Source organism: Streptomyces sp. NBC_00029 (assembly GCF_045160505.1).
Taxonomy (GTDB): domain Bacteria; phylum Actinomycetota; class Actinomycetes; order Streptomycetales; family Streptomycetaceae; genus Streptomyces.
In genome coordinates this window covers 7,836,700-7,858,270 of sequence record NZ_CP108292.1, presented here as the reverse complement: position 1 = coordinate 7,858,270, position 21,571 = coordinate 7,836,700, and the positions used below count along the sequence as shown (strand labels likewise).

The window sequence follows — 21,571 nt, the reverse complement described above, 5'->3', positions numbered from 1 at the left end:
GCCACTATCCAGTATCTGGATACTGCAAGTATCCAGCACAGGAACGCAGCCGCACCGGAGAAGTCGATGCCTCACCCCACGCCCCCCTCCGTGCTCCGCCGACCCACGTTGTGGATCGGTACGGGACTCATCGCCGCAGTGGTCTCGATGCTGTTCGCCCTGCTCTACGTGGGTGGCAACGTCAACCCCAGGGGCAACCTCCGCGACCTGCCCGTCGCCCTGGTCAACACCGACAGCGGAGCTGACGTCAACGGCCGCCGCGTCAACCTGGGCGAGCAGGTCGTCTCCGGCATCCAGAAGGCCGCCAAGGGCGACAGGAGCATCGACTGGCAGGTCGTGAGCCGCGAGGAGGCCGACAAGCTGCTGGGCCGGGGCAAGGTCTTCGGCGCGCTCGTCATACCCGGCGACTACTCCGCCACCGTGGCCGCACTCACCGCCCCGCAGCCCGCGGCCCCGGGCAAGGCCGCCCCGCCGACCCTGACCGTGCTGACGAACCAGGCGGCCGGCAGCATCGGCTCCTCCATGGCCTCCCAGGCCTCCCAGAAGGCCGCTCACGCCGCCTCCGCCCAGCTCGGCCAGGAGCTCCTCAAGCAGGCCGGCTCCCAGAAGACCCCTCTCCCGACGGCCGCCCAGCTGAAGCTGGGCGACCCGGTGACGGTGAACGTCGCCGACGGCCACCCGGTCGGCCCCCGCAGCGCGATGGGCCTGAGCGCCTTCTACTACGCGCTGGTCCTGGTCGTCTGTGGCATGCTCGGCGCCAATGTGGTCAATTCCCAGGTGGACACCGCGCTCGGCTACCTGCACACCGACTTCGGCCCCATCCGCAAGCGCGAGCCCGTCCAGCACACCAGCCGCGTCCGGACCCTGGCCATCGGCATCGCGATGATGCTCGGCCTGTCACTGGTGATGGGCACGCTGGTCGAGGTCGCCACCGTCGGCATCCTCGACATGGACGCCTCCCACCTCGGCCTGCTCTGGCTCTACTCGGTCGCCACCATCGCGGTGGTCGGCATCGGAAGCCTGGCCCTCTTCGCCGCCTTCGGTACGCCCGGCATGCTGCTGGCCACCATCGTCTTCGTCGCGATGGCCGTACCCTCCTCCGGCGCCACCGTGCCCGTGCAGGCGCTGCCCGGATTCTTCCGCGCCCTGGCCGAGTTCGAGCCGCTGCGCCAGATCACCGAGGGGCTGCGCTCCCTCCTCTACTACGGAGCCCAGGCCGACGCGGGCCTGACCCGGGCCTGGGCCTCGATGGGCGTCGCCCTCGTCGCCGCGCTGCTCTTCGGCTTCGCCGTCACCCGCATCTACGACCGCAGGGGCCTGCACCGCATCCCCCGCCCGGTTGCCGAGGCCAGTGCCCCCGCGGAGGCCCCGGAGGCCCCTGCGCCGGCCACGGCCTGAGGCCGGCGGGCCTCCACTGCGCCTTCGCGGTCGTCGTCGAACTCGAAATCGAACTGTGCGCACAGCGCGTCGACGGCGCGCTCACGCGAGGTCGGACGGCCGATCCCGCAGTCGAGCCCGGGCGCCCCGTCGAGCAGATCGATCGGGACACTGAGCGGTCATCTCGTTGCGGACCATGTACGGGATTTTGAGACCCCGAGCAGCCCATGGCAGGCTCATTCCGCATGATCGATGAATTCGCGAAGGACAACCTGCACGGGAGACTGCGGCGGGACCGCGAGGCGCTGCTCTGGAAACTCGACGGCTTGTCCGAATACGACGCCCGCCGGCCTTTGACGGCGACCGGGACCAACCTCCTCGGCCTGGTCAAACACGTGGCCAACGTCGAGGCCAGGTACTTCGGCGAGGTCTTCGACCGTCCTTCCCCCGAGCCGCTGCCCCGGTGGCAGGACTCCGACGGCAGCGATCAGTGGGCGGCCGAGGACGAGACCCGCGATCAGATCATCGGGTTCTACCGGCGCACGTGGGAACACTCGGACGCGACGATCGACGAGCTTCCCCTCGACGCCCCCGGCCACGTGCCCTGGTGGCCCGAGCCGTATCCCCGTACGAACCTGTTCGCCGTCATGGTCCACGTCCTCGGCGAGACCATCCGGCATGCCGGGCACGCCGACATCCTGCGCGAGGGCCTCGACGGCCGGACCGGGTTGCGCGCCGAACACGGGAAGCAGATCGACGAGGAAGCCCGGGCGGCCCACTGGGCGAAGATCGAGCAGGCCGCCAGGTCGGCCGCACCGGTCAAGGCCTAGGTCCTGTCGTCAAGTGATCGGCTGCGCGCTTCCATCGGGCAAGGTACAGCTTTCGCCCGCGTAGGGGCGTGCCGTGATCTGTCCGCCCGCGGCCGTGCACTCTTCTCTGGTGATGTTCGGAGCCCCGGCGGCCTGAGCACCGCCGGCGCCGAAGGCGCTGATGCCGGCGACGGTGGCCGCGGCCAGGGCGAGTCCCAGCATTCTTCGTATCCGCATGTGTCCTCCTCCTGGCGGGCCCCTCTGTTCGGCCACGGGTGAGGAGTCTCGGGCCGACGGAAGCCCTCCTCTTCAGCATGGGCGACATCCAGCAGGCACGCGAGCCGGGGCACCGCGTTCCCCCTGGACCTCGGGACCTCGGCGGACCGACAGGCGGAGCCTTCTCCTTTCGAAACCGCCAATCGGAGCCAAATTTAAGGTAGTTCGCATCGATGCGGTGGACACGATCCGTCGGCTAGCATCCCGGTGCAACCGGCGAGCGACATCCAACCGACCAGCAATCGGGGTCCGACGGCGGGGAGTGCCGCGTGCACGAGGCGTTGACCCGATGGTGCCTGGATCTGCAGGCTCACACCGGTCTCTCGTCCATCGTCCTGGGCGGCCGTCGCGCATGGCAGGAGACCGCCGTCGAGCCGAAGGCGTCGGACGTGGACCTCTACGCGTTCTGCGGTGATGGCTTGTACGCGCGCATGCCGCGGCTGGCCGACACGCTCCGGGGGGCGGGGGTCCGCCGTGTGGTCCGGGAGCGTTCCGCGTTCCTGGAGTTGCACTACGTGCTCACCGATCTGCCCGAGATCGATCTGAAGGTGATGCGGTGGTCCACCGTCGACGCCGTTCTCGCGGCACCGCCGAACCTCGACGAGCTGTACCTCGAGAAGATGCATTCGCTCCACCACTACCGGGTGATCATCGACGACTCGGGCGACGGACTGTGCCGTATCGATCGCGCGGTGCGGCGCAGACCGGCTGATCTGGCCGCTCTCCTTCCGTACGCCTTCGAGTCCTACGTCAAGCACGCCTGGGGTGTCGCCAAACAGGGTCTGCGGCGGGGTGAGCCGCTGGTAGGCAGCCATCTGGCGCGTCGCGCGCTGGACCATCTCGTGCTCGTCGAGTACCTGCTCAACGACACCTATCCGCCACCGTTCAAGTGGCGCATGCACGATGCGGAACTCGCCGGGCTGCGTCGGGGCGACCTGATCCGCAGTGTCGCCACCACGCTGGAGTTCGCGCCCGGGCTCTCCCTCGCGGACCACGCCGAGGGGCTTCGTGCTCTGGAGGCCGAGATCCTGGCCGACCCCGGCGCCGCCGGAATTCCGGGGAGGTCACCCGACGCCTGGTGGTGGGCGCCGTAGTCCGATCTTCGACGGAAAAGGGAGGGGCACCGTGCGCGTGGGAATGGCCGGGATCGGCTTCATGGGGCGACTGCACTCGTACGCGTGGAGCAACGCGTCCAGCCTCTTCGGCGCGGAACCCGTCGAACTGGTCGCGGTGGCCGGCGGTCCGGACGACTCCGAGGAAGCCGTCCGGTCGTTCGCCCGCCGGTGGGGGTGGAGCGCTCCGGTGTGCCGGACGGAGGACCTGATCGACGCACACGTCGACGTGATCGACGTGTGCACCCCCAACGACTCCCATGAGCTCATCTCCGTCGCGGCGCTCCGGGCCGGACGGCACGTGCTGTGCGAAAAGCCCATGTCGAACAGCCTCGGCGGCGCCGAACGCATGGCAGCGGCGGCATCGGTGGCGGCCGAGCGGGGAGTCCACTCCTCGATCGGTTTCGTGTACCGGCGCATTCCCGCGGTCGCGCTGGCCAAGGAGCTCATGGACCGGGGCGAGCTCGGGGACGTCCTGCTCGTCAGCGCCCGGTTCCTTCAGGATGTGCGGCTCGACCCGGCCCGGCCCGGCTCATGGCGTTCTTCCAAGGAGGTGGCCGGGTCGGGCGTCATCGGAGATCTCGGTGCCCATCTCGTCGATCTGGTGGCGCATCTGACCGGCGAGATGCCCACCATGTCGTCGACGATGACCGCGCCCTACCCGCGTCGGCCCACCGATGCTCCCCTGGTTCCCTTCTCGGAGACGGAGGACATCGCGGTGAGCAACGGCTCGCTCGCCTCCGGGGCGCTGGTCGAGATGCGCATGTCACGGGTCGCCGTCTCGCGCAAGGTGGACCTCGGCATCGACGTGTTCGGCAGCCGAGGCCGCCTGTCGTTCGAGCTGCAGCGTCCCGGAGAGCTGGTCTTCGTGCAGGGATCCGACGGCCTGCAGGGCGTGGTGGAGCGGACGGTTCTGGTGACCGAGCGCACGCATCCGTATCAGGAGTTGTGGTGGGAACCGGGCCAGCCCGTCGGGTACGGAAGCGCGCACATCCACCAGGTCGGCGACTTCGCCGCGGCGATCCGCGCGGGCCGCCCGCCGACACCCTCGTTCGCGGACGGCCTGCGCGTGCAGCAGGTCCTCGAGCGGATGATCCTGGACGGGAAGCGGTGAGGGCGGGCGCCGCGCGCGGATCGCCGCGCCGCGGCACGGTGCGCCCCTGGTCGGCCCTACGAACACATGCCGCCGGAAGCGGCCCGCCTTCGTGGAATCCACCCAGAGGCGCTTGACCGGCGAACCTGCGGCAACGTAACTTCGACCGCACCCACCCACTCGTGAGCTGCTGGAAGGAGGCGAAGCCGGATGTCGACCATCTCCGCGCTGCTTCGCCTCGCGCACCAGATCGCCTGGGCTCCGGGTCGTGTAGCACACGGCTGCTGAGCAGCCCCTTCCCGGCGTGCCCGATTGCGGCCCCGGCATCTTTTCGTCTCCGTCACCACCCACGGCACGTTGTCGCGTGCCGTTGTGTCGCGCTCCGGGATCTCGAGCTGCGCACCCCAGAATAGAAAGCACCTGAAATGGCGACTAGGACAGTCATCTCGATCGCGCGCCGAAATGAGGACGTGCCATGGTAGCGGCGCGGATCACGGTCAACGGGAAAGAAACACCGATTTCACCGGCCTCACCCCACACCACGGTGCTGGACTTTCTCCGCGAGCGCGGCCTCACCGGCACCAAGGAGGGCTGCGCCGAGGGTGAATGCGGCGCCTGTTCGGTCATGGTGGCCCGTCCCGGAGTGAACAGGCCCACCGACTGGGTGGCGGTCAACGCCTGTCTGCTGCCGGTCGCGGCGCTCGACGGTCAGGAGGTCATCACCTCGGAGGGCCTCGCCACCGCGGGCCCTGCCGGTACGCCTGCCACGCTCCACCCCGTACAGGAGGAGATGGCCGTCCGCGGCGGCTCCCAATGCGGTTACTGCACACCGGGGTTCGTCTGCAGCATGGCCGCCGAGTACTACCGTCCCGACCGCTGCGCGCACGCGGAGCCGGCCGGCGCCACCGACTCCGAGCACGGCCCGAACGGTTTCGACCTGCACGCGCTGAGCGGCAACCTGTGCCGCTGCACCGGCTACCGCCCGATCCGCGACGCCGCGTTCGCCGTCGGTGCGCCGGCCGAGGACGACGCCCTGGCGCAGCGCCGAGAACAGGCTGCGCCCGCACCGGTCGCCACCGAATACACCCGGAACGACAGCACGTTCCTGCGGCCCGGCACCCTTGCCGAGGCGCTGCGGCTGCTGCGCGAGCGGCCCGGCGCGGTGGTGGTGGCCGGCAGCACCGACTGGGGTGTGGAGGTCAACATCCGCTCCCGTCGTGCGGATTGTGTGGTCGCGGTCGACCGGCTGCCCGAACTGCGGGCGCTGCGCGTCGAGTCGGGTCACGTCGAGATCGGGGCGGCGCTGACGCTCACGGAGATCGAACGCCGCCTCGACGGCCGTGTCCCGCTCCTGGCGGAGCTCTTCCCGCAGTTCGCCTCCCGGCTCATCCGCAACAGTGCGACCCTCGGCGGCAATCTGGGTACCGGCTCCCCCATCGGTGACAGCCCGCCGGTGCTGCTCGCGCTGGAGGCGTTGGTGGTCCTCACCGGCGCCGACGGGGAACGCGAAGTCCCCCTCTGCGACTACTTCACCGGCTACCGGCAGAGCGTGCGCCGTCCCGGCGAGCTGATCCGTGCGGTGCGCATCCCGCTACCGCTGTCACCGGTCGCGGCCTTCCACAAGATCGCCAAACGGCGGTTCGACGACATCTCCAGCGTGGCCGTGGCCTTCGCACTCGACATCGAGGACGGGACGGTCCGCAAGGCACGCATCGGCCTGGGCGGTGTGGCCGCCACCCCGATCCGTGCCGTCGACGCCGAGGCTGCCCTGGAGGGCAGGCCCTGGGCGGCGGAGACCGTGGAGGCCGCGGCCCAGGTGCTGCGGGCCCAGGGCACGCCCATGGACGATCACCGCGCCAGCGCCGGCTACCGCTCCGCGATGCTCGGTCAGAGCCTGTTGAAGCTGTACGCGCGATCCACCGAGGCGGTGTCGTCATGAGTCATCTGTCCGAGCGTCCCGAGAAGCCCGTCGTCGGCCTTCCGATGCCGCACGAGAGCGCCGGCCTGCACGTCACCGGCGCCGCGCTCTACACCGACGACCTGGTGCACCGCACCAAGGACGTGCTGCACGCCTACCCGGTCCAGGTCATGAAGGCCCACGGCAGCATCACCGCGCTGCGCACCGGGCCCGCGCTCGCCGTGCCGGGTGTGGTCCGCGTACTGACCGGTGCCGACGTGCCCGGCGTGAACGATGCCGGGATGAAGCACGACGAACCGCTCTTCCCCGACGAGGTCATGTTCCACGGACACGCGGTCGCCTGGGTGCTCGGCGAGACCCTGGAGGCGGCCCGGCTCGGTGCGGCGGCCGTCGAGGTGGACCTCGACGAGAAGCCTTCCGTGATCACCCTAGAGGAGGCGATCGCGGCCGGGAGCTTCCACGGTGCCCGGCCCATGATGCTGACCGGCGACGTCGACGCCGGCTTCGGCGGCTCCGCGCACGTGTTCACCGGCGCGTTCCAGTTCTCCGATCAGGAGCACTTCTATCTCGAGACGCACGCGGCGCTGGCCCAAGTCGACGAGAACGGGCAGATGTTCGTCCAGAGCAGCACCCAGCACCCCTCGGAGACGCAGGAGATCGTCGCGCACGTGCTCGGCCTGCACAGCCACGAGGTGACGGTGCAGTGCCTGCGGATGGGCGGCGGCTTCGGTGGCAAGGAGATGCAGCCCCACGGGTTCGCGGCCGTCGCCGCGCTCGGCGCCATGCTGACCGGCCGGCCGGTCCGGGTGCGCCTCAACCGGACGCAGGACCTGACCATGTCCGGCAAGCGCCACGGCTTCCACGCCTCGTGGAGGATCGGCTTCGACACCGAGGGCCGCATCCAGGCCCTGGACGCCACCTTGACCGCGGACGGCGGCTGGAGCCTGGACCTGTCCGAGCCGGTGGTGGCCCGCGCCCTGTGCCACATCGACAACATCTACTGGATTCCCCACGCGCGCGTCACCGGGCGCATCGCCAGGACCAACAAGGTCTCCAACACCGCCTTCCGCGGTTTCGGCGGACCGCAGGGCATGCTGGTGATCGAGGACATCCTGGGTCGTTGCGCGCCGCTGCTCGGCCTGGACCCGATGGAGTTGCGCGAACGCAACTTCTACCGGCAGGGCCAGTCCACGCCGTACGGACAGCCGGTCCTGCACCCCGAACGGATCTCCACCGTCTGGCACCAGGTCCGGGGCGACGCCGCGATCACCGATCGCAGGGCCGAGATTGCGGCCTTCAACGCAGCGCACCCGCACACCAAGCGCGCCCTCGCGCTCACCGGCATCAAGTTCGGGATCTCGTTCAACCTCACGGCCTTCAACCAGGCCGGCGCGCTGGTGCTGGTCTACAAGGACGGCTCGGTCCTGATCAACCACGGCGGCACCGAGATGGGGCAGGGCCTGCACACCAAGATGCTGCAGGTGGCCGCGACCACACTGGGCATTCCACTGCACAAGGTGCGGCTCGCCCCGACCCGCACGGACAAGGTGCCCAACACCTCCGCCACCGCGGCCAGCGCAGGGGCGGACCTCAACGGCGCCGCGGTGAAGAACGCCTGTGAGCAGATCCGCGAGCGGCTGCTCCAGGTGGCCGGCACCCAGCTGGGTGCGGGCGCCCCGGACGTGCGCATCGTCGACGGCGTCGCACGCGTCCTCGGCAGCGACAAGGAGCTCGCCTGGGACGACCTGGTGCGCACCGCGTACTTCCAGCGGGTCCAGCTGTCCGCGGCCGGTTTCTACCGGACCGAGGGTCTGCACTGGGACGCGAAGGTGTTCCACGGCTCGCCGTTCAAGTACTTCTCCTACGGGGCCGCAGCGGCCGAGGTGGAGGTGGACGGGTTCACCGGCGCGTACCGGATCCGGCGGGTGGACATCGTGCACGACGTCGGCGACAGCCTCTCCCCGATGATCGACATCGGTCAGGTCGAGGGCGGTTTCGTGCAGGGCGCGGGCTGGCTGACGCTGGAGGACCTGCGGTGGGACGCGGGCGACGGGCCGAACCGGGGCCGGCTGCTGACCCAGGCGGCGAGCACCTACAAGCTGCCGAGCTTCTCGGAGATGCCCGAGGAGTTCAACGTCAGGCTGCTGGAGAACGCCACGGAGGAGGGCGCGGTCTACGGGTCCAAGGCGGTCGGTGAGCCTCCGCTGATGCTGGCCTTCTCGGTACGGGAGGCGTTGCGGCAGGCCGCCGCGGCGTTCGGGCCGGCCGGAGCCAGCGTCGAGCTCGCTTCCCCGGCGACGCCCGAAGCGGTGTACTGGGCGATCCAGGCGGCCCGCGGGGGCGGCGCGCGCCCGTGCGCTCCCGCAGCCGACGGCAGCGTGGTCCCCGCCGACGCAAACGCCTTGAGCCATGCCTGACATGAGCTGGGTGGCCGCGGTCGCACGGTTGCGGGCACGCCGGGAACCCGGCGTGCTCGTGACCGTCGCGGCTGTGCGCGGCCACGCGCCCCGCCGGGCCGGTGCCAAGCTCGTCGTGGGACGGACCGAGACGTGGGGTTCGATCGGCGGCGGCAACATCGAGGCCGTCGCCATCGACCGGGCGCGCGAGCTGTCCGGCACGGCCGGTCCGGAGCCGGAGATGATGGAGTTCGCCCTCAACGACAAGGTCACCGGACGGCACGGCGTGCAGTGCTGCGGCGGGTCCGTCACCGTGCTGCTCGAACCGCTCCCGGTGGTCCAGGCGGTGGCGGTCTTCGGCATCGGGCACGTGGGACTGGAGCTGGCCCGCATCCTGGCCCGGCACGATCTCGACCTGCACCTGACCGACAGCCGCCCCGACATGCTCACGGGTGAGCGGCTGGGCGTGCTCGCGGACGCGGTGGCGCAGATTCATGTGCACCACACCCCGCTGCTTCCGGAGGAGGTGCTTTCGGAGCTGCCGCCCGGCGCTCACGTCCTGATCATGACCCACGATCACGCCGAGGACGCCGCACTGTGCGACGCCGCCCTGCGCACCAGCGGTCTCGGCTCGATCGGTTTGATCGGCTCGTCTGCGAAATGGGCACGGTTCCGGCAGCGCCTGGCCGCCGAGGGCGGCCATGACGCGGCCGCAATCGCCCGGATCAAGACCCCGATCGGGACGGCCGGGATCACCGGCAAGGAACCCGCCACGATCGCCGTGAGTGTCGCGGCGGACCTGCTCCGGACCTTCGAACAGCCCGTCCTTCAGGAGGTGTCGGACCCGGTGGACGCCGAACTCCGTCTCCGCGCCCCTGCCTGACCGGAACGCGGGAGTCCCGGTTCCTGCAGGCCCGGGGCCGGAAGCCGGGAACGCCCGCCCCGGGCCCGCCGTGTCTCATTTCATGCGTCCGGCATGTGGACCGCTGTACTCGAACTCCACGAAATCGACCTAGTGTTGCTCGCGCAGCTGGTTCGCCCCGTCCGCCAGGCGGGATGCGTCGTAAGAGGGAACCCGGTGGGAATCCGGGACTGCCCCGCAGCGGTGAGCGGGAACGACCGCCGTCATGAGCACTGGGTCCGGACAACGGTCCTGGGAAGCGACGGCCAGTAGGTGCCCGCCGGGAGACCGGCAGGCGTGCCCGCGAGTCCGAAGACCTGCCCGTTGCCCGCACGCGAACGTTCGCATGCGGCCATTTCGGTGACCTCGTGGGCGGGTCGGCGTACACAGCGAGCGGCACCTGCGGCATCCCCGCGGCGTGGACCGCCCGTTCTGTCGTTCCTTCGCGTCCGCGTCCCGTCACCGGGATGTTCAGGACACATCTCGCGAAGGAGAGTTCCGTGACACCCAAGCCCGCCGCCACGGCAGCACGAGCCACCGTTCACGGCTACCCCCGCCAGGGACAGAACCGCGAACTGAAGAAGGCCGTCGAGGGCTACTGGAAGGGCCGCGTCACCGCCGACGCCCTCCGCCGGACCGCGGCCGACCTGCGCCGTTCGAACTGGCAGCAGCTGACCGACGCCGGCATCCACGAGGTGCCGACCGGTGACTTCTCGTACTACGACCACGTGTTGGACACCAGTGTCATGGTCGGCGCCGTCCCCGAGCGGCACCGCGCAGCCGTCGAGGCCCATGCGCTCGACGGCCTCTTCGCGATGGCCCGCGGCACCCAGGACGTCGCCCCGCTGGAAATGACCAAGTGGTTCGACACCAACTACCACTACCTGGTCCCCGAACTCGGCCCGGACAGCGTCTTCACCGCCGACTCCACCAAGCAGGTCGCCGAGCTGAAGGAAGCCCTGGCTCTCGGGCACTCCGCCCGCCCGGTCCTGGTCGGCCCCATCACCTACCTGCTGCTGGCCAAGCCCGCCCCGGGGGTGGCCGCGGACTTCCAGCCGCTCACCCTGCTCGACCGGCTGCTGCCCGTCTACGCCCGGGTCCTGGCCGATCTGCGCGCCGCCGGCGCCGACTGGGTCCAGCTCGACGAGCCCGCCCTGGTCCAGGACCGCACCCCGGCCGACCTGAGCGCCACCGCCCGCGCCTACCGCGACCTGGGGGCGGCCACCGACCGCCCGAAGCTGCTGGTCGCCTCGTACTTCGACCGGCTCGGCGACGCCCTCCCGGTGCTCGCCGCTGCCCCCGTCGAAGGCCTCGCCCTGGACTTCACCGGCAGCGCCCGCGCGAACCTCGACGACCTCGCCGCCGTCGGCGGGCTGCCCGGAAAGCGGCTGGTCGCCGGTGTGGTCAACGGCCGCAACATCTGGATCAACGACTTCCAGAAGTCCCTGACCACCCTCGGCACCCTCCTCGGCCTCGCCGACCGCGTCGACGTCGCCTCGTCCTGCTCCCTCCTGCACGTCCCGCTGGACGCCAGCGCCGAACGCGACATCGACCCGCAGATCCGGCGCTGGCTCTCCTTCGCCCGCCAGAAGACCACCGAGATCACCACCCTCGCCCGCGGTCTCGCCCAGGGCACCGGCGCCATCGCCGCCGAACTCGCCGCCAACCGGGCCGACCTCGCCTCCCGCGCCGGCTCCGCCATCACCCACGACCCCGCGGTCCGCGCCCGCACCGCGGCCATCACCGACGCCGACGGGCGGCGCTCGCAGCCGTACGCCGAGCGGACCGCCGCCCAGCGGGCGCACCTGGGTCTGCCACTGCTGCCGACCACCACGATCGGCTCGTTCCCGCAGACGAACGAGCTGCGCACCGCGCGCGCCGACCTCCGCGCCGGACGGATCGACGCCGCCGGCTACGAGGAGCGCATCAAGGACGAGATCCGCGAGGTGCTCTCCTTCCAGGAGAAGACCGGGATCGACGTCCTGGTGCACGGCGAGCCCGAACGCAACGACATGGTCCAGTACTTCGCCGAGCAGCTGACGGGGTACCTCGCCACGCAGCACGGCTGGGTGCAGTCGTACGGCACCCGCTACGTCCGCCCGCCGGTGCTGGCCGGGGACATCTCCCGCCCCGAGCCGATGACCGTCCGCTGGACCACGTACGCGCAGTCGCAGACCACCAAGCCGGTCAAGGGCATGCTCACCGGCCCCGTCACCATGCTCGCCTGGTCCTTCGTCCGCGACGACCAGCCCCTCGGCGACACCGCCCGCCAGGTGGCCCTCGCCCTGCGCGAGGAGGTCGGCGACCTCGAAGCGGCCGGCACTTCGGTCATCCAGGTCGACGAACCCGCGCTGCGCGAGACCCTGCCGCTGCGGGCCGCCGACCACGCGGAGTATCTGGAGTGGGCCACCGAGTCCTTCCGTCTGAGCACCAGTGGAGTCCGGCCGGACACCCAGATCCACACCCACATGTGCTACGCGGAGTTCGGCGACATCGTCCAGGCCATCGACGACCTCGACGCCGACGTCATCAGCCTGGAGGCCGCCCGCTCCCACATGCAGGTCGCGGACGAACTGGCGGCGCACGGCTACCCGCGCGAGGCGGGTCCCGGCGTCTGGGACATCCACTCCCCGCGCGTCCCCGGTACCGAGGAGGCAGCGGCCCTCCTGCGCAAGGGGCTCGCTGCCATCCCCGCCGAACGGCTCTGGGTCAATCCCGACTGCGGTCTGAAGACCCGCGGCTGGACAGAGACCCGCGCCTCCCTGGAGAACCTCGTCGCGGCCGCGCACGAGGTCCGCGCGGACCTGTCGGGCGACGGCTCCTGACACCCGCGGCTCCGGGCCGGACGCCCCGCGCGTCCGGCCCGGACCGGCCTCGAACGCACACCGGCCGACGTCCGCGACGACGGGGACCGGCGAGCCGCCGGATCCCCTAGGGTCGGGGGGATGCGCATCGTCTCCCTGCTGCCCGCGGCCACCGACATCGTGGCGGAGCTCGGCCTGGCCGCCGATCTGGTGGGCCGTACGCACGAGTGCGACTGGCCTCCGCAGGTGGTGGCCGGGGTGCCCGTGGTGACCTCCGCCGAGTTCTCCGCGGACACCCTGAGCAGCAGGGAGATCTCCGACGCGGTCGGCGGCGCCGCGCACAGCGGCTCCTCCCTCTACACCCTCGACACCGACGCCCTCGCCACCCTGGCTCCCGAAGTGATCCTGACCCAGGACCTGTGCGACGTCTGCGCGGTGTCCTACGCGGGGGTGAGCCGGGCGGTGCGCGTCCTCGACGGCGGGCCCCGCGTGCTGAGCCTGGAGCCGCGCACGCTGGGCGACGTACTGGACTGCCTGGTCACGGTGGGCGAACTGCTCGGCGTGGGACGGTACGCGCGGGAGCGCCGGGAGGTGCTCGCCGCGCGGCTCGAGGCCGTACGGTCGCAGGTGGCCGGGCGGCGGCGGCCCCGGGTGGTGGCGATCGAATGGCTCGACCCCCTCTGGCCGGCCGGGCACTGGGTGCCGGAGCAGATCGCGTGCGCGGGCGGGGAGGCCCTGATCGCCGCCCCGGGTGAGCACACCCGGCCGATGGACTGGGAGGCGGTCCGGGCCGCGCGCCCGGACGTGCTCCTGGTCATGCCCTGCGGCTTCGGCCCGGAGCGCACCCTGCGCGAGCGGGAACTGCTGACCTCCCTGCCCGGGTGGGAGGAGCTGCCCGCGGTGCGCGCCGGTGAGGTGTGGGTCCTGGACGGGCCCGCCTGCTTCAACCGGCCGGGCCCCCGCGTCGTACGGGGCGCGGAGGTGCTGGCGCACGTCCTGCACGGGGTGTCGGCAGGTGATCCGGTGCGCCCGACGGAGGCGCTCCGCCTCGACCGCGACTGACGGACGGGCCGGGGCCGCTTCCGGCCCGAAGTGTTCTCTCCAGGGGGTTTTCGTGACGTGGTCGACGGGACTGCTGGCGTTCGCCGCCGGGCTGCTGATATCAGTGGTCACCGCGCCCGTGGGTGTTTCCGGAGCCGTCTTCCTGCTGCCCGTGCAGATCAGTGTCCTGAGCGTGCCGAGCCCGGCGGTGACGCCGACGAACCTGCTGTTCAACGTCGTGGCGGGGCCCGGTGCGCTGTTGCGTCACCACAGAGCGGGGAGTCTGAGAGGTCCGCTGACCCGCCTGCTGGTCGTGGGCACCGTGCCGGGCGTGATCATCGGCGCGGTGATCCGGGTGTTCGCCGTGCCGGGCCCGCGCGTCTTCCGCCTCCTCATCGCCGCACTGCTGCTGCCCCTCGGGCTGTGGCTGCTGCTGCGCACGCTGCGCCCCGCGCCGGCCCGCGCGACCCGCCGGCCCTCCCCCCGTTCCACGACCTCGCTGGCCCTGGCCGTCGGCATGGTCGGCGGCATCTACGGGATCGGGGGCGGCTCCCTGCTCGGCCCGGTCCTCGTCGGCCGTGGAGCGCCGGTTGCCACCGTCGCGCCCGCGGCGCTGGCCGCCACCTTCATCACCTCCGTCGTCGGCGCGGTCACCTATGCGCTGCTCTCCCTGGCCGCCACGGGCGATGTCGCCCCCGACTGGCTCCTCGGCCTGACGTGCGGGGCCGGTGGTCTGGTCGGCGGATACCTCGGTGCCCGTCTCCAGCCGCACCTGCCCGAGACGGCCCTCCGCATCCTGCTCGGCACCCTCGCCGTAGGCGTCGGAACCCTCTACGCCGTCCAGATCCTGCGCTGACCCGCACCGGGCGGCCACCATCCGACTCTTATTACATATAGTGCGCAATTGCGGATGTGGCGCAGAAGAAGGCGGGGAGCTGTGAGCGGACCAGTGGTGCTGGGGATCGAGTCGTCGTGCGACGAGACCGGCGCGGGCATCGTGCAGGACGGCAGGCTCCTCGCGCACGTGGTGGCGTCGAGCATGGACGAGCACGCCCGCTTCGGCGGCGTCGTGCCCGAGATCGCCGCCCGCGCGCACCTGCACGCCTTCAACCCGGTCGTCCGGCAGGCCCTCGACCGGGCCGGACTGCGGCTCAGTCAGATCGACGTGGTCGCCGTCACCACCGGGCCCGGCCTCTCGGGCGCGCTGCAGGTCGGCCTGGCCGGGGCCAAGACCCTGGCCTACGCGGCCGGGGTGCCGCTGTACGGCGTCCATCACCTGGCCGGGCACGTCGCCGCCGACACCCTGGAGCACGGGCCGCTGCCCGACCCGTGCGTGGTGCTGATCGTCTCCGGGGGCCACACCTCGCTGCTCCTCGTACGGGACCTGGTGCGCGAGCCGATCCTGCACCTCGGGGACACCCTCGACGACGCGGCCGGCGAGTGCTTCGACAAGGTGGCCCGGATCCTGGGTCTGCCCTATCCGGGCGGGCCCGCCATCGACCGGGCCGCCCGTGACGGCGATCCCAAGGCCGTGACCTTCCCGCGCCCGCTGACCCGGCCGGGCGACGACCCGTACGCCTTCTCCTTCTCCGGCCTGAAGACGGCCGCGGCCCGCTGGGCAGAGAAGCACCGCGAGCTCGGTCAGGAGCCGCCGGTGGCCGACGGAGCAGCGGCCCTGCAGGAGGCCGTCGCGGACGTGCTGACCCGCAAGGCTCTGGCGGCCTGCCGCGCCTACGACGTGAAGACGCTGATCGTGGTCGGCGGCGTGGCCGCCAACTCGCGGGTCAGGGCCCTGGCGGAGCGACGATGCGCCTCCGCGGGCATCGAACTGCGCGTTCCGCCCCTGACCTTGTGCACGGACAACGGAGCCATGATCGCGGCCGTCGGCGACCTGCTGGTGCGCTCCGGGGCGGAGCCTGCGCCGCTGGACGTGTCCATCGACCCGTCCGCACCACTGGAGTACGCCTCCCTGACGCCGCTCCCGTCCGCCGCATAGGGGCGTCGCGGGTTGGTGTCCGGGGCTCACCGGCGGGCGGTGGAAATGACAAAGGCAAGGAGAGCGCTCTCCTTGCCACTCTCAAGTTATAGCGCGCAGGGGGGCTTGCCACAAGACCCGGGTCACGGCGCAGAATTGTCGATCAAAGCCACAACCTGGGGAAACGGGGCCACGACGTGCACGTGCTGGATCTTCAAGAGGTCGACGAGACTCAGGTCGCCGTCGTCGGCGGCAAGGGCGCGCACCTGGGCGAGCTGTCACGGATCGAAGGAATCGACGTGCCGCGCGGCTTCTGCGTGACGACGGACGCCTTCCGGCGGATCGTGGCGCAGGCGCCGTCGATCGGCGACCTGCTCGACCGGCTGGCGCGCGTGGGCCCGGACGAGCGGGAGGCGATCCGCACGCTCAGCGCGGAGATTCGTCGGGTGGTCGAAGAGACCGTGATCCCGGACGATCTCGCGGCGGAGATCACCGGCGCGCTCGCCGCGCTCGGCGAGCGGGCCGCCTGCGCCGTCCGGTCCAGCGCGACGGCCGAGGACCTGCCGACGGCCTCCTTCGCCGGCCAGCAGGACACGTACCTGAACGTCGTGGGACCGGCGGCGGTCCTCCGGCACGTCAGCCGGTGCTGGGCCTCGCTGTTCACGGAACGGGCCGTGACCTACCGTCAGCGCAACGGCATCGACCACCGTACGGTGCACATGGCCGTGGTCGTGCAGCAGATGGTCTTCCCGCAGGCGTCCGGCATCCTGTTCACGGCCGACCCCGTCACGGGCAACCGGACGGTCTCCACCGTGGACGCCGGCTTCGGCCTCGGGGAGGCCCTGGTCTCCGGCCTGGTGAACCCGGACGTCTTCGCCGTGCGCGGCGGCGCCGTCGTCGCCAGATCGATCGCCGCCAAACAGCGTGCCCTGCAGGCCCTGCCGGGCGGCGGTACACAGGAAGTCGCGGTCGACGCGGAGCGCCGGGAGCAGCCGGCGCTGACGGACGCTCAGGCCGTGCGGCTCGTGGAGCTCGGGCGGCGGATCGAGGCACACTTCGGCCGCCCGCAGGACATCGAATGGTGTCTGGTCGACGACGGCTTCCGGATCGTCCAGAGCCGGCCGATCACGACGCTGTTCCCCGTCCCGGAGACCGGCGACCGGGAGAACCACGTCTACGTCTCCGTCGGTCACGGACAGATGATGACCGACCCCATGAAGTCCCTGGGGTTCTCCATGTGGCAGCTGACGGCCATGGTCCCGATGCAGGAGGCCGGCGGGAGGCTGTTCGTCGACGTCACCCGGCGCCTGGCCTCGCCCGCGAGCCGCGCCGGTCTCCTGGACGCCCTGGGGAAGGGCGATCCGCTGATCAGGGATGCCCTGGAGACCGTCCTCGACCGCGACGGCTTCGTCCCCTCGCTCCCGGACACGGGTCCCGGCGGGCCGCCGCCGGGAGCTGCTGCGCCCGCCCCGATCGAGACCGATCCGGCCATCGTGACCGATCTGATCGAGCGCAGCCGGGTGTCCACCGCCGCCCTGGAGCGCGACATCCGGACAAAGACCGGACCGGCGCTGTTCGCGTTCCTGCTGGAGGCATTCGAGGAGCACAAGCGGATCCTCGGCGATCCGCTGAGCCATCAGGCGATCATGGCGGGCATGGAGGCCACCTGGTGGCTCAACGACAGGCTGCAGGAGTGGCTGGGCGAGAAGAACGCGGCCGACACGCTGACCCTTTCCGCCCCTGACAACATCACGTCGGAGATGGGGCTGGCCCTGCTCGACGTCGCCGATGTGATCCGCCCGCTGCCGGAGGTGGTGGCGTACCTGCAGGACACCCGGGACGAGGACTTCCTGGACGGGCTGGCGAAACTCGCGGGCGGGACCGAGGCGCGCGACGCCATCGAGGCGTATCTCGACCGGTACGGCATGCGCTGCGTCGGCGAGATCGACATCACCAGGCCGCGCTGGCGCGAGCGGCCCGTCACTCTGGTGCCCGTGATCCTCGACAACGTGCGGAACTTCGGGCCGGGCGCCGCCGAGCGGCGCTTCGAGCAAGGGCGGCAGAGGGCGCAGGAGAAGGAACAGGACGTGCTGTCACGCCTGCGGGTCCTGCCGGACGGGGACCTGAAGGCCGACGAGGCCAAGCGGATGATCGACCGGGTCCGAACCTTCATCGGGTACCGGGAGTACCCGAAGTACAACATCATCAGCCGCTACTTCGTCTACAAGCAGGCCCTGCTGGAGGAAGCCGGGCGCCTCGTCGAGGCGGGTCTGGTACCCGAACGGGAGGACGTCTTCCACCTCACCTTCCAGGAACTCCACGACGTCGTGCGCTCGCACCGCAAGGTCGGGCAAGAGCTCCTCCAGGAGCGCAAGGACGCGTTCAGGGCGTACCACGCGCTGACACCGCCGCGGGTGCTCACCTCGGAGGGCGAGGCCCTGACCGGTGCGTACCGGCGCGACGACGTGCCGCCGGGCGCCCTGGTCGGCGTACCGGTCTCGGCCGGGACCGTCGAGGGCAGGGCGCGCGTCGTCCTCGACATGGCGCAGGCCGATCTGGAAGCGGGCGACATCCTGGTCACGGCCTTCACGGATCCCAGCTGGTCCCCGCTGTTCGTCGGCATCGCGGGCCTGGTGACGGAGGTGGGCGGCCTGATGACCCATGGCGCGGTGATCGCCCGGGAGTACGGCCTGCCGGCCGTCGTGGGCGTGGAGCGGGCCACCCGGCTGATCCGGGACGGGCAGCGGATCCGTGTGCACGGAACCGACGGGTACGTCGAGATCCTGCCCTGATCGAAACCGCCCCACGACCGCGCCACGGCCGCCCCGGGAAGTCCTCCGGGGCGGCCGGAGCCGCGCCCCGGTCCCCTCAGGCGTTCTCGGCGGCGAACATCCAATGGTGCTTTTCGAGCTCGCCGGTCACGGCGATCAGGAGGTCCTGGGTGACCGGGTCGGGCTCGTCCGTGGACCGGATGCGTTCGCGCATGCGGGTGATCACCGTGCTGAGGGCGTCGACGAGGATGCGGACGGCGTCCACGTCCTTGATCCAGCCCTCGGGCACGCCGGTGACAGCGGTGGCGGACGCCACCGTCGCGGCCCTGCCGTCCGGGGTGATCCCGAGGGCGGAGGCACGCTCGGCGACCACGTCCGAGTGGGTGCGCGCCGTGGTGACCACCTCGTCCAGCTGGAGGTGCACGGACCGGAACCGGGGTCCCACCACGTTCCAGTGCACCTGCTTGGCGACGAGCGAGAGGTCCACCAGGTCCACCAGAGCGCCCTGCAGCGCTTCACCGACGACCTTCAGATCGGCTTCCGGGAGGGCATTCTTGACGACGGACACAACGTCTCCATTCGTATCGGGATGGGTGTCGATCAGACTGCGACTACCCGATGCGTGGGGCACAAAACGGGCCTTTGTCCCTGGCTGGTCCGTTCGGTCGAGTCCTGGCGGCGGCATGTCCGTGCGCTGCCCGTGGGACCTCGGCGACGTCCTGACGCCCGCACCCGCCCGGCGGCCGGAGCCGAGGTGTCGGTGGGTGCCGCTAGGCTTCGCGGATGGCACTTCCGGACACTTCCCCCGAGATCTCCGACGCTCTGCAGGTATTGCACCGCGTGTTCGGATACAGCTCCTTCCGCGGTGAGCAGCAGGAGATCATCGAGCAGGTCACCGGTGGCGGCGACGCCCTCGTCCTGATGCCGACCGGCGGCGGCAAGTCGCTCTGCTACCAGATCCCGGCGCTGGTCAGGGAGGGCACGGGCGTCGTGGTCTCGCCGCTCATCGCGCTGATGCAGGACCAGGTGAACGCGCTCAACGCCCTCGGGGTGCGGGCCGGATTCCTCAATTCGACGCAGGACACGTACGAGCGGCAGGCCGTCGAGCAGGCCTTCCTCGCCGACGAGCTGGACCTGCTGTACCTGGCCCCCGAGCGGCTGCGCACCGAGAGCGCCCAGCGGCTGCTCGACCGCGGCAAGGTGTCGCTCTTCGCGATCGACGAGGCGCACTGCGTCGCCCAGTGGGGTCACGACTTCCGGCCCGACTACCTCGCGCTGTCCATGCTGCACGAGCGCTGGCCCAAGGTGCCGCGGATCGCACTGACCGCGACGGCCACGGAGGCCACCCACGCCGAGATCGTGGCGAGGCTCGGTCTGGAGGACGCCCGGCACTTCGTCGCCAGCTTCGACCGGCCGAACATCCAGTACCGCATCGTCCCGAAGAACAACCCGGTCAAGCAGCTGCTGGAACTGATCCGGACCGAGCACGCCGGGGACGCCGGTGTCGTCTACTGCCTCTCCCGGGCCTCGGTGGAGAAGACCGCGGCCTCCCTCGTGGAGCAGGGCATCGACGCCGTGGCGTACCACGCCGGGATGGACGCCCGTACGCGGGCGGAGAACCAGGCGCGCTTCCTGCGGGAGGACGGGGTCGTGGTGGTGGCCACGATCGCCTTCGGCATGGGCATCGACAAGCCGGACGTGCGCTTCGTGGCACACCTCGACCTGCCGAAGTCGGTCGAGGGCTACTACCAGGAGACCGGCCGTGCCGGCCGCGACGGCGAGCCGGCCACGGCGTGGCTGGCGTACGGCCTGCAGGACGTGGTCCAGCAGCGCAAGCTCATCGACGGTTCCGAGGGCGACGAGGCGCACCGCCGCTCCCTGGGCATGCACCTGGACGCCATGCTGGCGCTGTGCGAGACGGTCGACTGCCGCCGGGTGCGGCTGCTGGAGTACTTCGGGCAGTCGGGCACGCCCTGCGGGAACTGCGACACGTGTCTGACGCCGGCCGAGTCCTGGGACGGGACGGTCGCCTCGCAGAAGCTGCTGTCCACCGTGTGGCGGCTGGCGAAGGAACGGCGGCAGAAGTTCGGCGCCGGCCAGATCATCGACATCCTCCAGGGCAAGAAGACGGCGAAGGTCATCCAGTTCGACCATGACGCCCTCTCGGTGTTCGGCGTCGGGGCGGACCTGGGCACCGCGGAATGGCGGGGCGTCGTACGCCAGTTGCTGGCGCAGCGGCTGCTGGCGGTGGAGGGCGATTACGGGACGCTGGTGCTCACGGAGGACAGCGGCGAGGTCCTGGGAGGACGCCGCAGCGTCCCGATGCGGAAGGAGAAGGCGCCCGCCGCCGCGTCCCGCAAGGAGTCCGGGTCGCGCTCGGGGAAGGGCGCCCGTGTGCCGGTCGATCTGCCGGCCGCGGCCGAGCCGGTCTTCCTGGCCCTGCGCGCCTGGCGGGCCGAGACGGCGCGGGAGCAGGGCGTACCCGCATACGTCGTCTTCCACGACGCGACGCTGCGGGAGATCGCGACGCTCCTGCCCGCCACGGCGGACGAGCTGGGCACCATCGGGGGAATCGGCGAGGCCAAGCTCGCGAAGTACGCCCAGGGCGTCCTCGACACCCTGGCGGAGTGCGGCGCCACCGTTCCCGGCCCGGCCCCGGCGCCGCCGGCCGAGTCCGTCGCCCCGGCATCCTCCGGTCCGGCGCAGGCCGCTCCGGCCCGCCCCGCTCCGGCCCCCTCGGCGCCCTCGTCCGCGGCACGGCTCGCGGAGCCGGACCCCGATGAACCCCCCTTCGACCTGGACGAGATGGCGCCGCCGCCCTGGGACGACTGGCAGTAGCCCTTTCACCGTTCCGGGAGGAGTTGGAGCCGCGGCGCCCTGCACAAGGGCGCCGCGGCGGCGTTTGCGGCACCCTCTGCGGCACTCCTCGCAGCGCCGCCTGCTCGCGCACCGGGCGTGACGCATCCGTCACCCCCCGCGCCCTCCGGAAACCTGCACATCGTGTTCGCGATCTCGACAGGCGGCCTCCCTCACTCCTCGATACGCGGACTCCACGCAGTCCATTTTGTGATGGTTCACAACGATTCCTTCCGCGCCGG

The 21,571-nt window shown here is 71.2% G+C and carries 15 protein-coding genes and 1 riboswitch; of the genes, 13 read left to right on the top strand and 2 right to left on the bottom strand.

All coding sequences use genetic code 11. The features are described from left to right. Window positions 1–66 precede the first annotated feature (66 nt). Window positions 67–1,398 carry a DUF3533 domain-containing protein gene (locus tag OG753_RS36175; RefSeq protein ID WP_405791607.1) on the top strand — a complete coding sequence of 444 codons (1,332 nt, stop codon included), beginning with the start codon at window positions 67–69 and terminating at the stop codon, window positions 1,396–1,398. 224 nt (window positions 1,399–1,622) lie between these two features. Continuing rightward, a complete protein-coding gene (locus OG753_RS36170) occupies window positions 1,623–2,207 on the top strand; it encodes a DinB family protein (RefSeq protein WP_405791605.1) in 585 nt (194 codons plus the stop codon). A gap of 9 nt (window positions 2,208–2,216) precedes the next feature. Here OG753_RS36170 and OG753_RS36165 read toward each other — a convergent pair whose 3' ends face one another. After that, window positions 2,217–2,423, bottom strand: a complete 207-nt coding sequence (locus OG753_RS36165) for a hypothetical protein (RefSeq protein WP_405791603.1) — start codon at window positions 2,421–2,423, stop codon at window positions 2,217–2,219. A gap of 308 nt (window positions 2,424–2,731) precedes the next feature. Here OG753_RS36165 and OG753_RS36160 point away from each other — a divergent pair, with 308 nt between their 5' ends. The 10 genes from OG753_RS36160 to rph all read left to right on the top strand — a co-directional run bounded on the left by OG753_RS36160 (window position 2,732) and on the right by rph (window position 18,494). Further along, window positions 2,732–3,556, top strand: coding sequence for a hypothetical protein (locus tag OG753_RS36160; protein ID WP_327265974.1), 825 nt, complete (start codon window positions 2,732–2,734; stop codon window positions 3,554–3,556). Between the two features lie 31 nt (window positions 3,557–3,587). Then, on the top strand, window positions 3,588–4,688 hold the full coding sequence (locus tag OG753_RS36155; protein WP_405791601.1) for a Gfo/Idh/MocA family protein: 1,101 nt from the start codon (window positions 3,588–3,590) through the stop codon (window positions 4,686–4,688). A 454-nt stretch (window positions 4,689–5,142) separates the two neighbouring features. Continuing rightward, on the top strand, window positions 5,143–6,606 hold the full coding sequence (locus OG753_RS36150) for a xanthine dehydrogenase small subunit (RefSeq protein ID WP_405791599.1): 1,464 nt from the start codon (window positions 5,143–5,145) through the stop codon (window positions 6,604–6,606). After that, on the top strand, window positions 6,603–9,002 hold the full coding sequence (gene xdhB / locus OG753_RS36145; protein WP_405791597.1) for a xanthine dehydrogenase molybdopterin binding subunit: 2,400 nt from the start codon (window positions 6,603–6,605) through the stop codon (window positions 9,000–9,002). The genes OG753_RS36150 and xdhB overlap by 4 nt, the downstream gene beginning before the upstream one ends. 1 nt (window position 9,003) lies before the next feature. Next, the gene (xdhC, locus tag OG753_RS36140; protein ID WP_405792937.1) at window positions 9,004–9,864 is read left to right on the top strand and encodes a xanthine dehydrogenase accessory protein XdhC; all 861 of its coding nucleotides are present in this window, start codon (window positions 9,004–9,006) and stop codon (window positions 9,862–9,864) included. 131 nt (window positions 9,865–9,995) lie between these two features. Further along, window positions 9,996–10,222: riboswitch (cobalamin riboswitch) on the top strand. Window positions 10,223–10,382: 160 nt separating this feature from the next. After that, a complete protein-coding gene (gene metE, locus OG753_RS36135) occupies window positions 10,383–12,707 on the top strand; it encodes a 5-methyltetrahydropteroyltriglutamate--homocysteine S-methyltransferase (protein WP_327265970.1) in 2,325 nt (774 codons plus the stop codon). A gap of 120 nt (window positions 12,708–12,827) precedes the next feature. Then, entirely contained in the window at window positions 12,828–13,748 is a 921-nt protein-coding gene (locus tag OG753_RS36130) for a cobalamin-binding protein (protein ID WP_405791595.1), read from the top strand. Between the two features lie 52 nt (window positions 13,749–13,800). Continuing rightward, window positions 13,801–14,583, top strand: coding sequence for a sulfite exporter TauE/SafE family protein (locus OG753_RS36125; protein ID WP_327265968.1), 783 nt, complete (start codon window positions 13,801–13,803; stop codon window positions 14,581–14,583). Between the two features lie 54 nt (window positions 14,584–14,637). Beyond that, the gene (tsaD, locus tag OG753_RS36120) at window positions 14,638–15,723 is read left to right on the top strand and encodes a tRNA (adenosine(37)-N6)-threonylcarbamoyltransferase complex transferase subunit TsaD (protein ID WP_405791593.1); all 1,086 of its coding nucleotides are present in this window, start codon (window positions 14,638–14,640) and stop codon (window positions 15,721–15,723) included. 176 nt (window positions 15,724–15,899) lie between these two features. Further along, window positions 15,900–18,494, top strand: a complete 2,595-nt coding sequence (rph, locus tag OG753_RS36115) for a rifamycin-inactivating phosphotransferase (RefSeq protein ID WP_405791591.1) — start codon at window positions 15,900–15,902, stop codon at window positions 18,492–18,494. Window positions 18,495–18,570: 76 nt separating this feature from the next. Here the strand turns inward: rph and OG753_RS36110 are convergent, their stop codons facing one another. Continuing rightward, complete coding sequence (locus OG753_RS36110; protein WP_327265965.1) at window positions 18,571–19,041, bottom strand: DNA starvation/stationary phase protection protein; 471 nt, start codon at window positions 19,039–19,041, stop codon at window positions 18,571–18,573. Between the two features lie 215 nt (window positions 19,042–19,256). On the opposite strand from OG753_RS36110, the gene recQ reads away from it, so the two are divergent. After that, window positions 19,257–21,311, top strand: coding sequence for a DNA helicase RecQ (recQ, locus tag OG753_RS36105; RefSeq protein WP_405791589.1), 2,055 nt, complete (start codon window positions 19,257–19,259; stop codon window positions 21,309–21,311). Window positions 21,312–21,571 lie beyond the last annotated feature (260 nt).

Coding starts and splice junctions, on each gene's coding strand:
- OG753_RS36150 (WP_405791599.1), top strand. CDS start 5,143: ATGGTAGCGGCGCGGATCACGGTCAACGGGAAAGAAACACCGATTTCA.
- recQ (WP_405791589.1), top strand. CDS start 19,257: ATGGCACTTCCGGACACTTCCCCCGAGATCTCCGACGCTCTGCAGGTA.
- OG753_RS36130 (WP_405791595.1), top strand. CDS start 12,828: ATGCGCATCGTCTCCCTGCTGCCCGCGGCCACCGACATCGTGGCGGAG.
- xdhB (WP_405791597.1), top strand. CDS start 6,603: ATGAGTCATCTGTCCGAGCGTCCCGAGAAGCCCGTCGTCGGCCTTCCG.
- tsaD (WP_405791593.1), top strand. CDS start 14,638: ATGTGGCGCAGAAGAAGGCGGGGAGCTGTGAGCGGACCAGTGGTGCTG.
- OG753_RS36170 (WP_405791605.1), top strand. CDS start 1,623: ATGATCGATGAATTCGCGAAGGACAACCTGCACGGGAGACTGCGGCGG.
- OG753_RS36165 (WP_405791603.1), bottom strand. CDS start 2,423: ATGCGGATACGAAGAATGCTGGGACTCGCCCTGGCCGCGGCCACCGTC.
- OG753_RS36175 (WP_405791607.1), top strand. CDS start 67: ATGCCTCACCCCACGCCCCCCTCCGTGCTCCGCCGACCCACGTTGTGG.
- xdhC (WP_405792937.1), top strand. CDS start 9,004: ATGAGCTGGGTGGCCGCGGTCGCACGGTTGCGGGCACGCCGGGAACCC.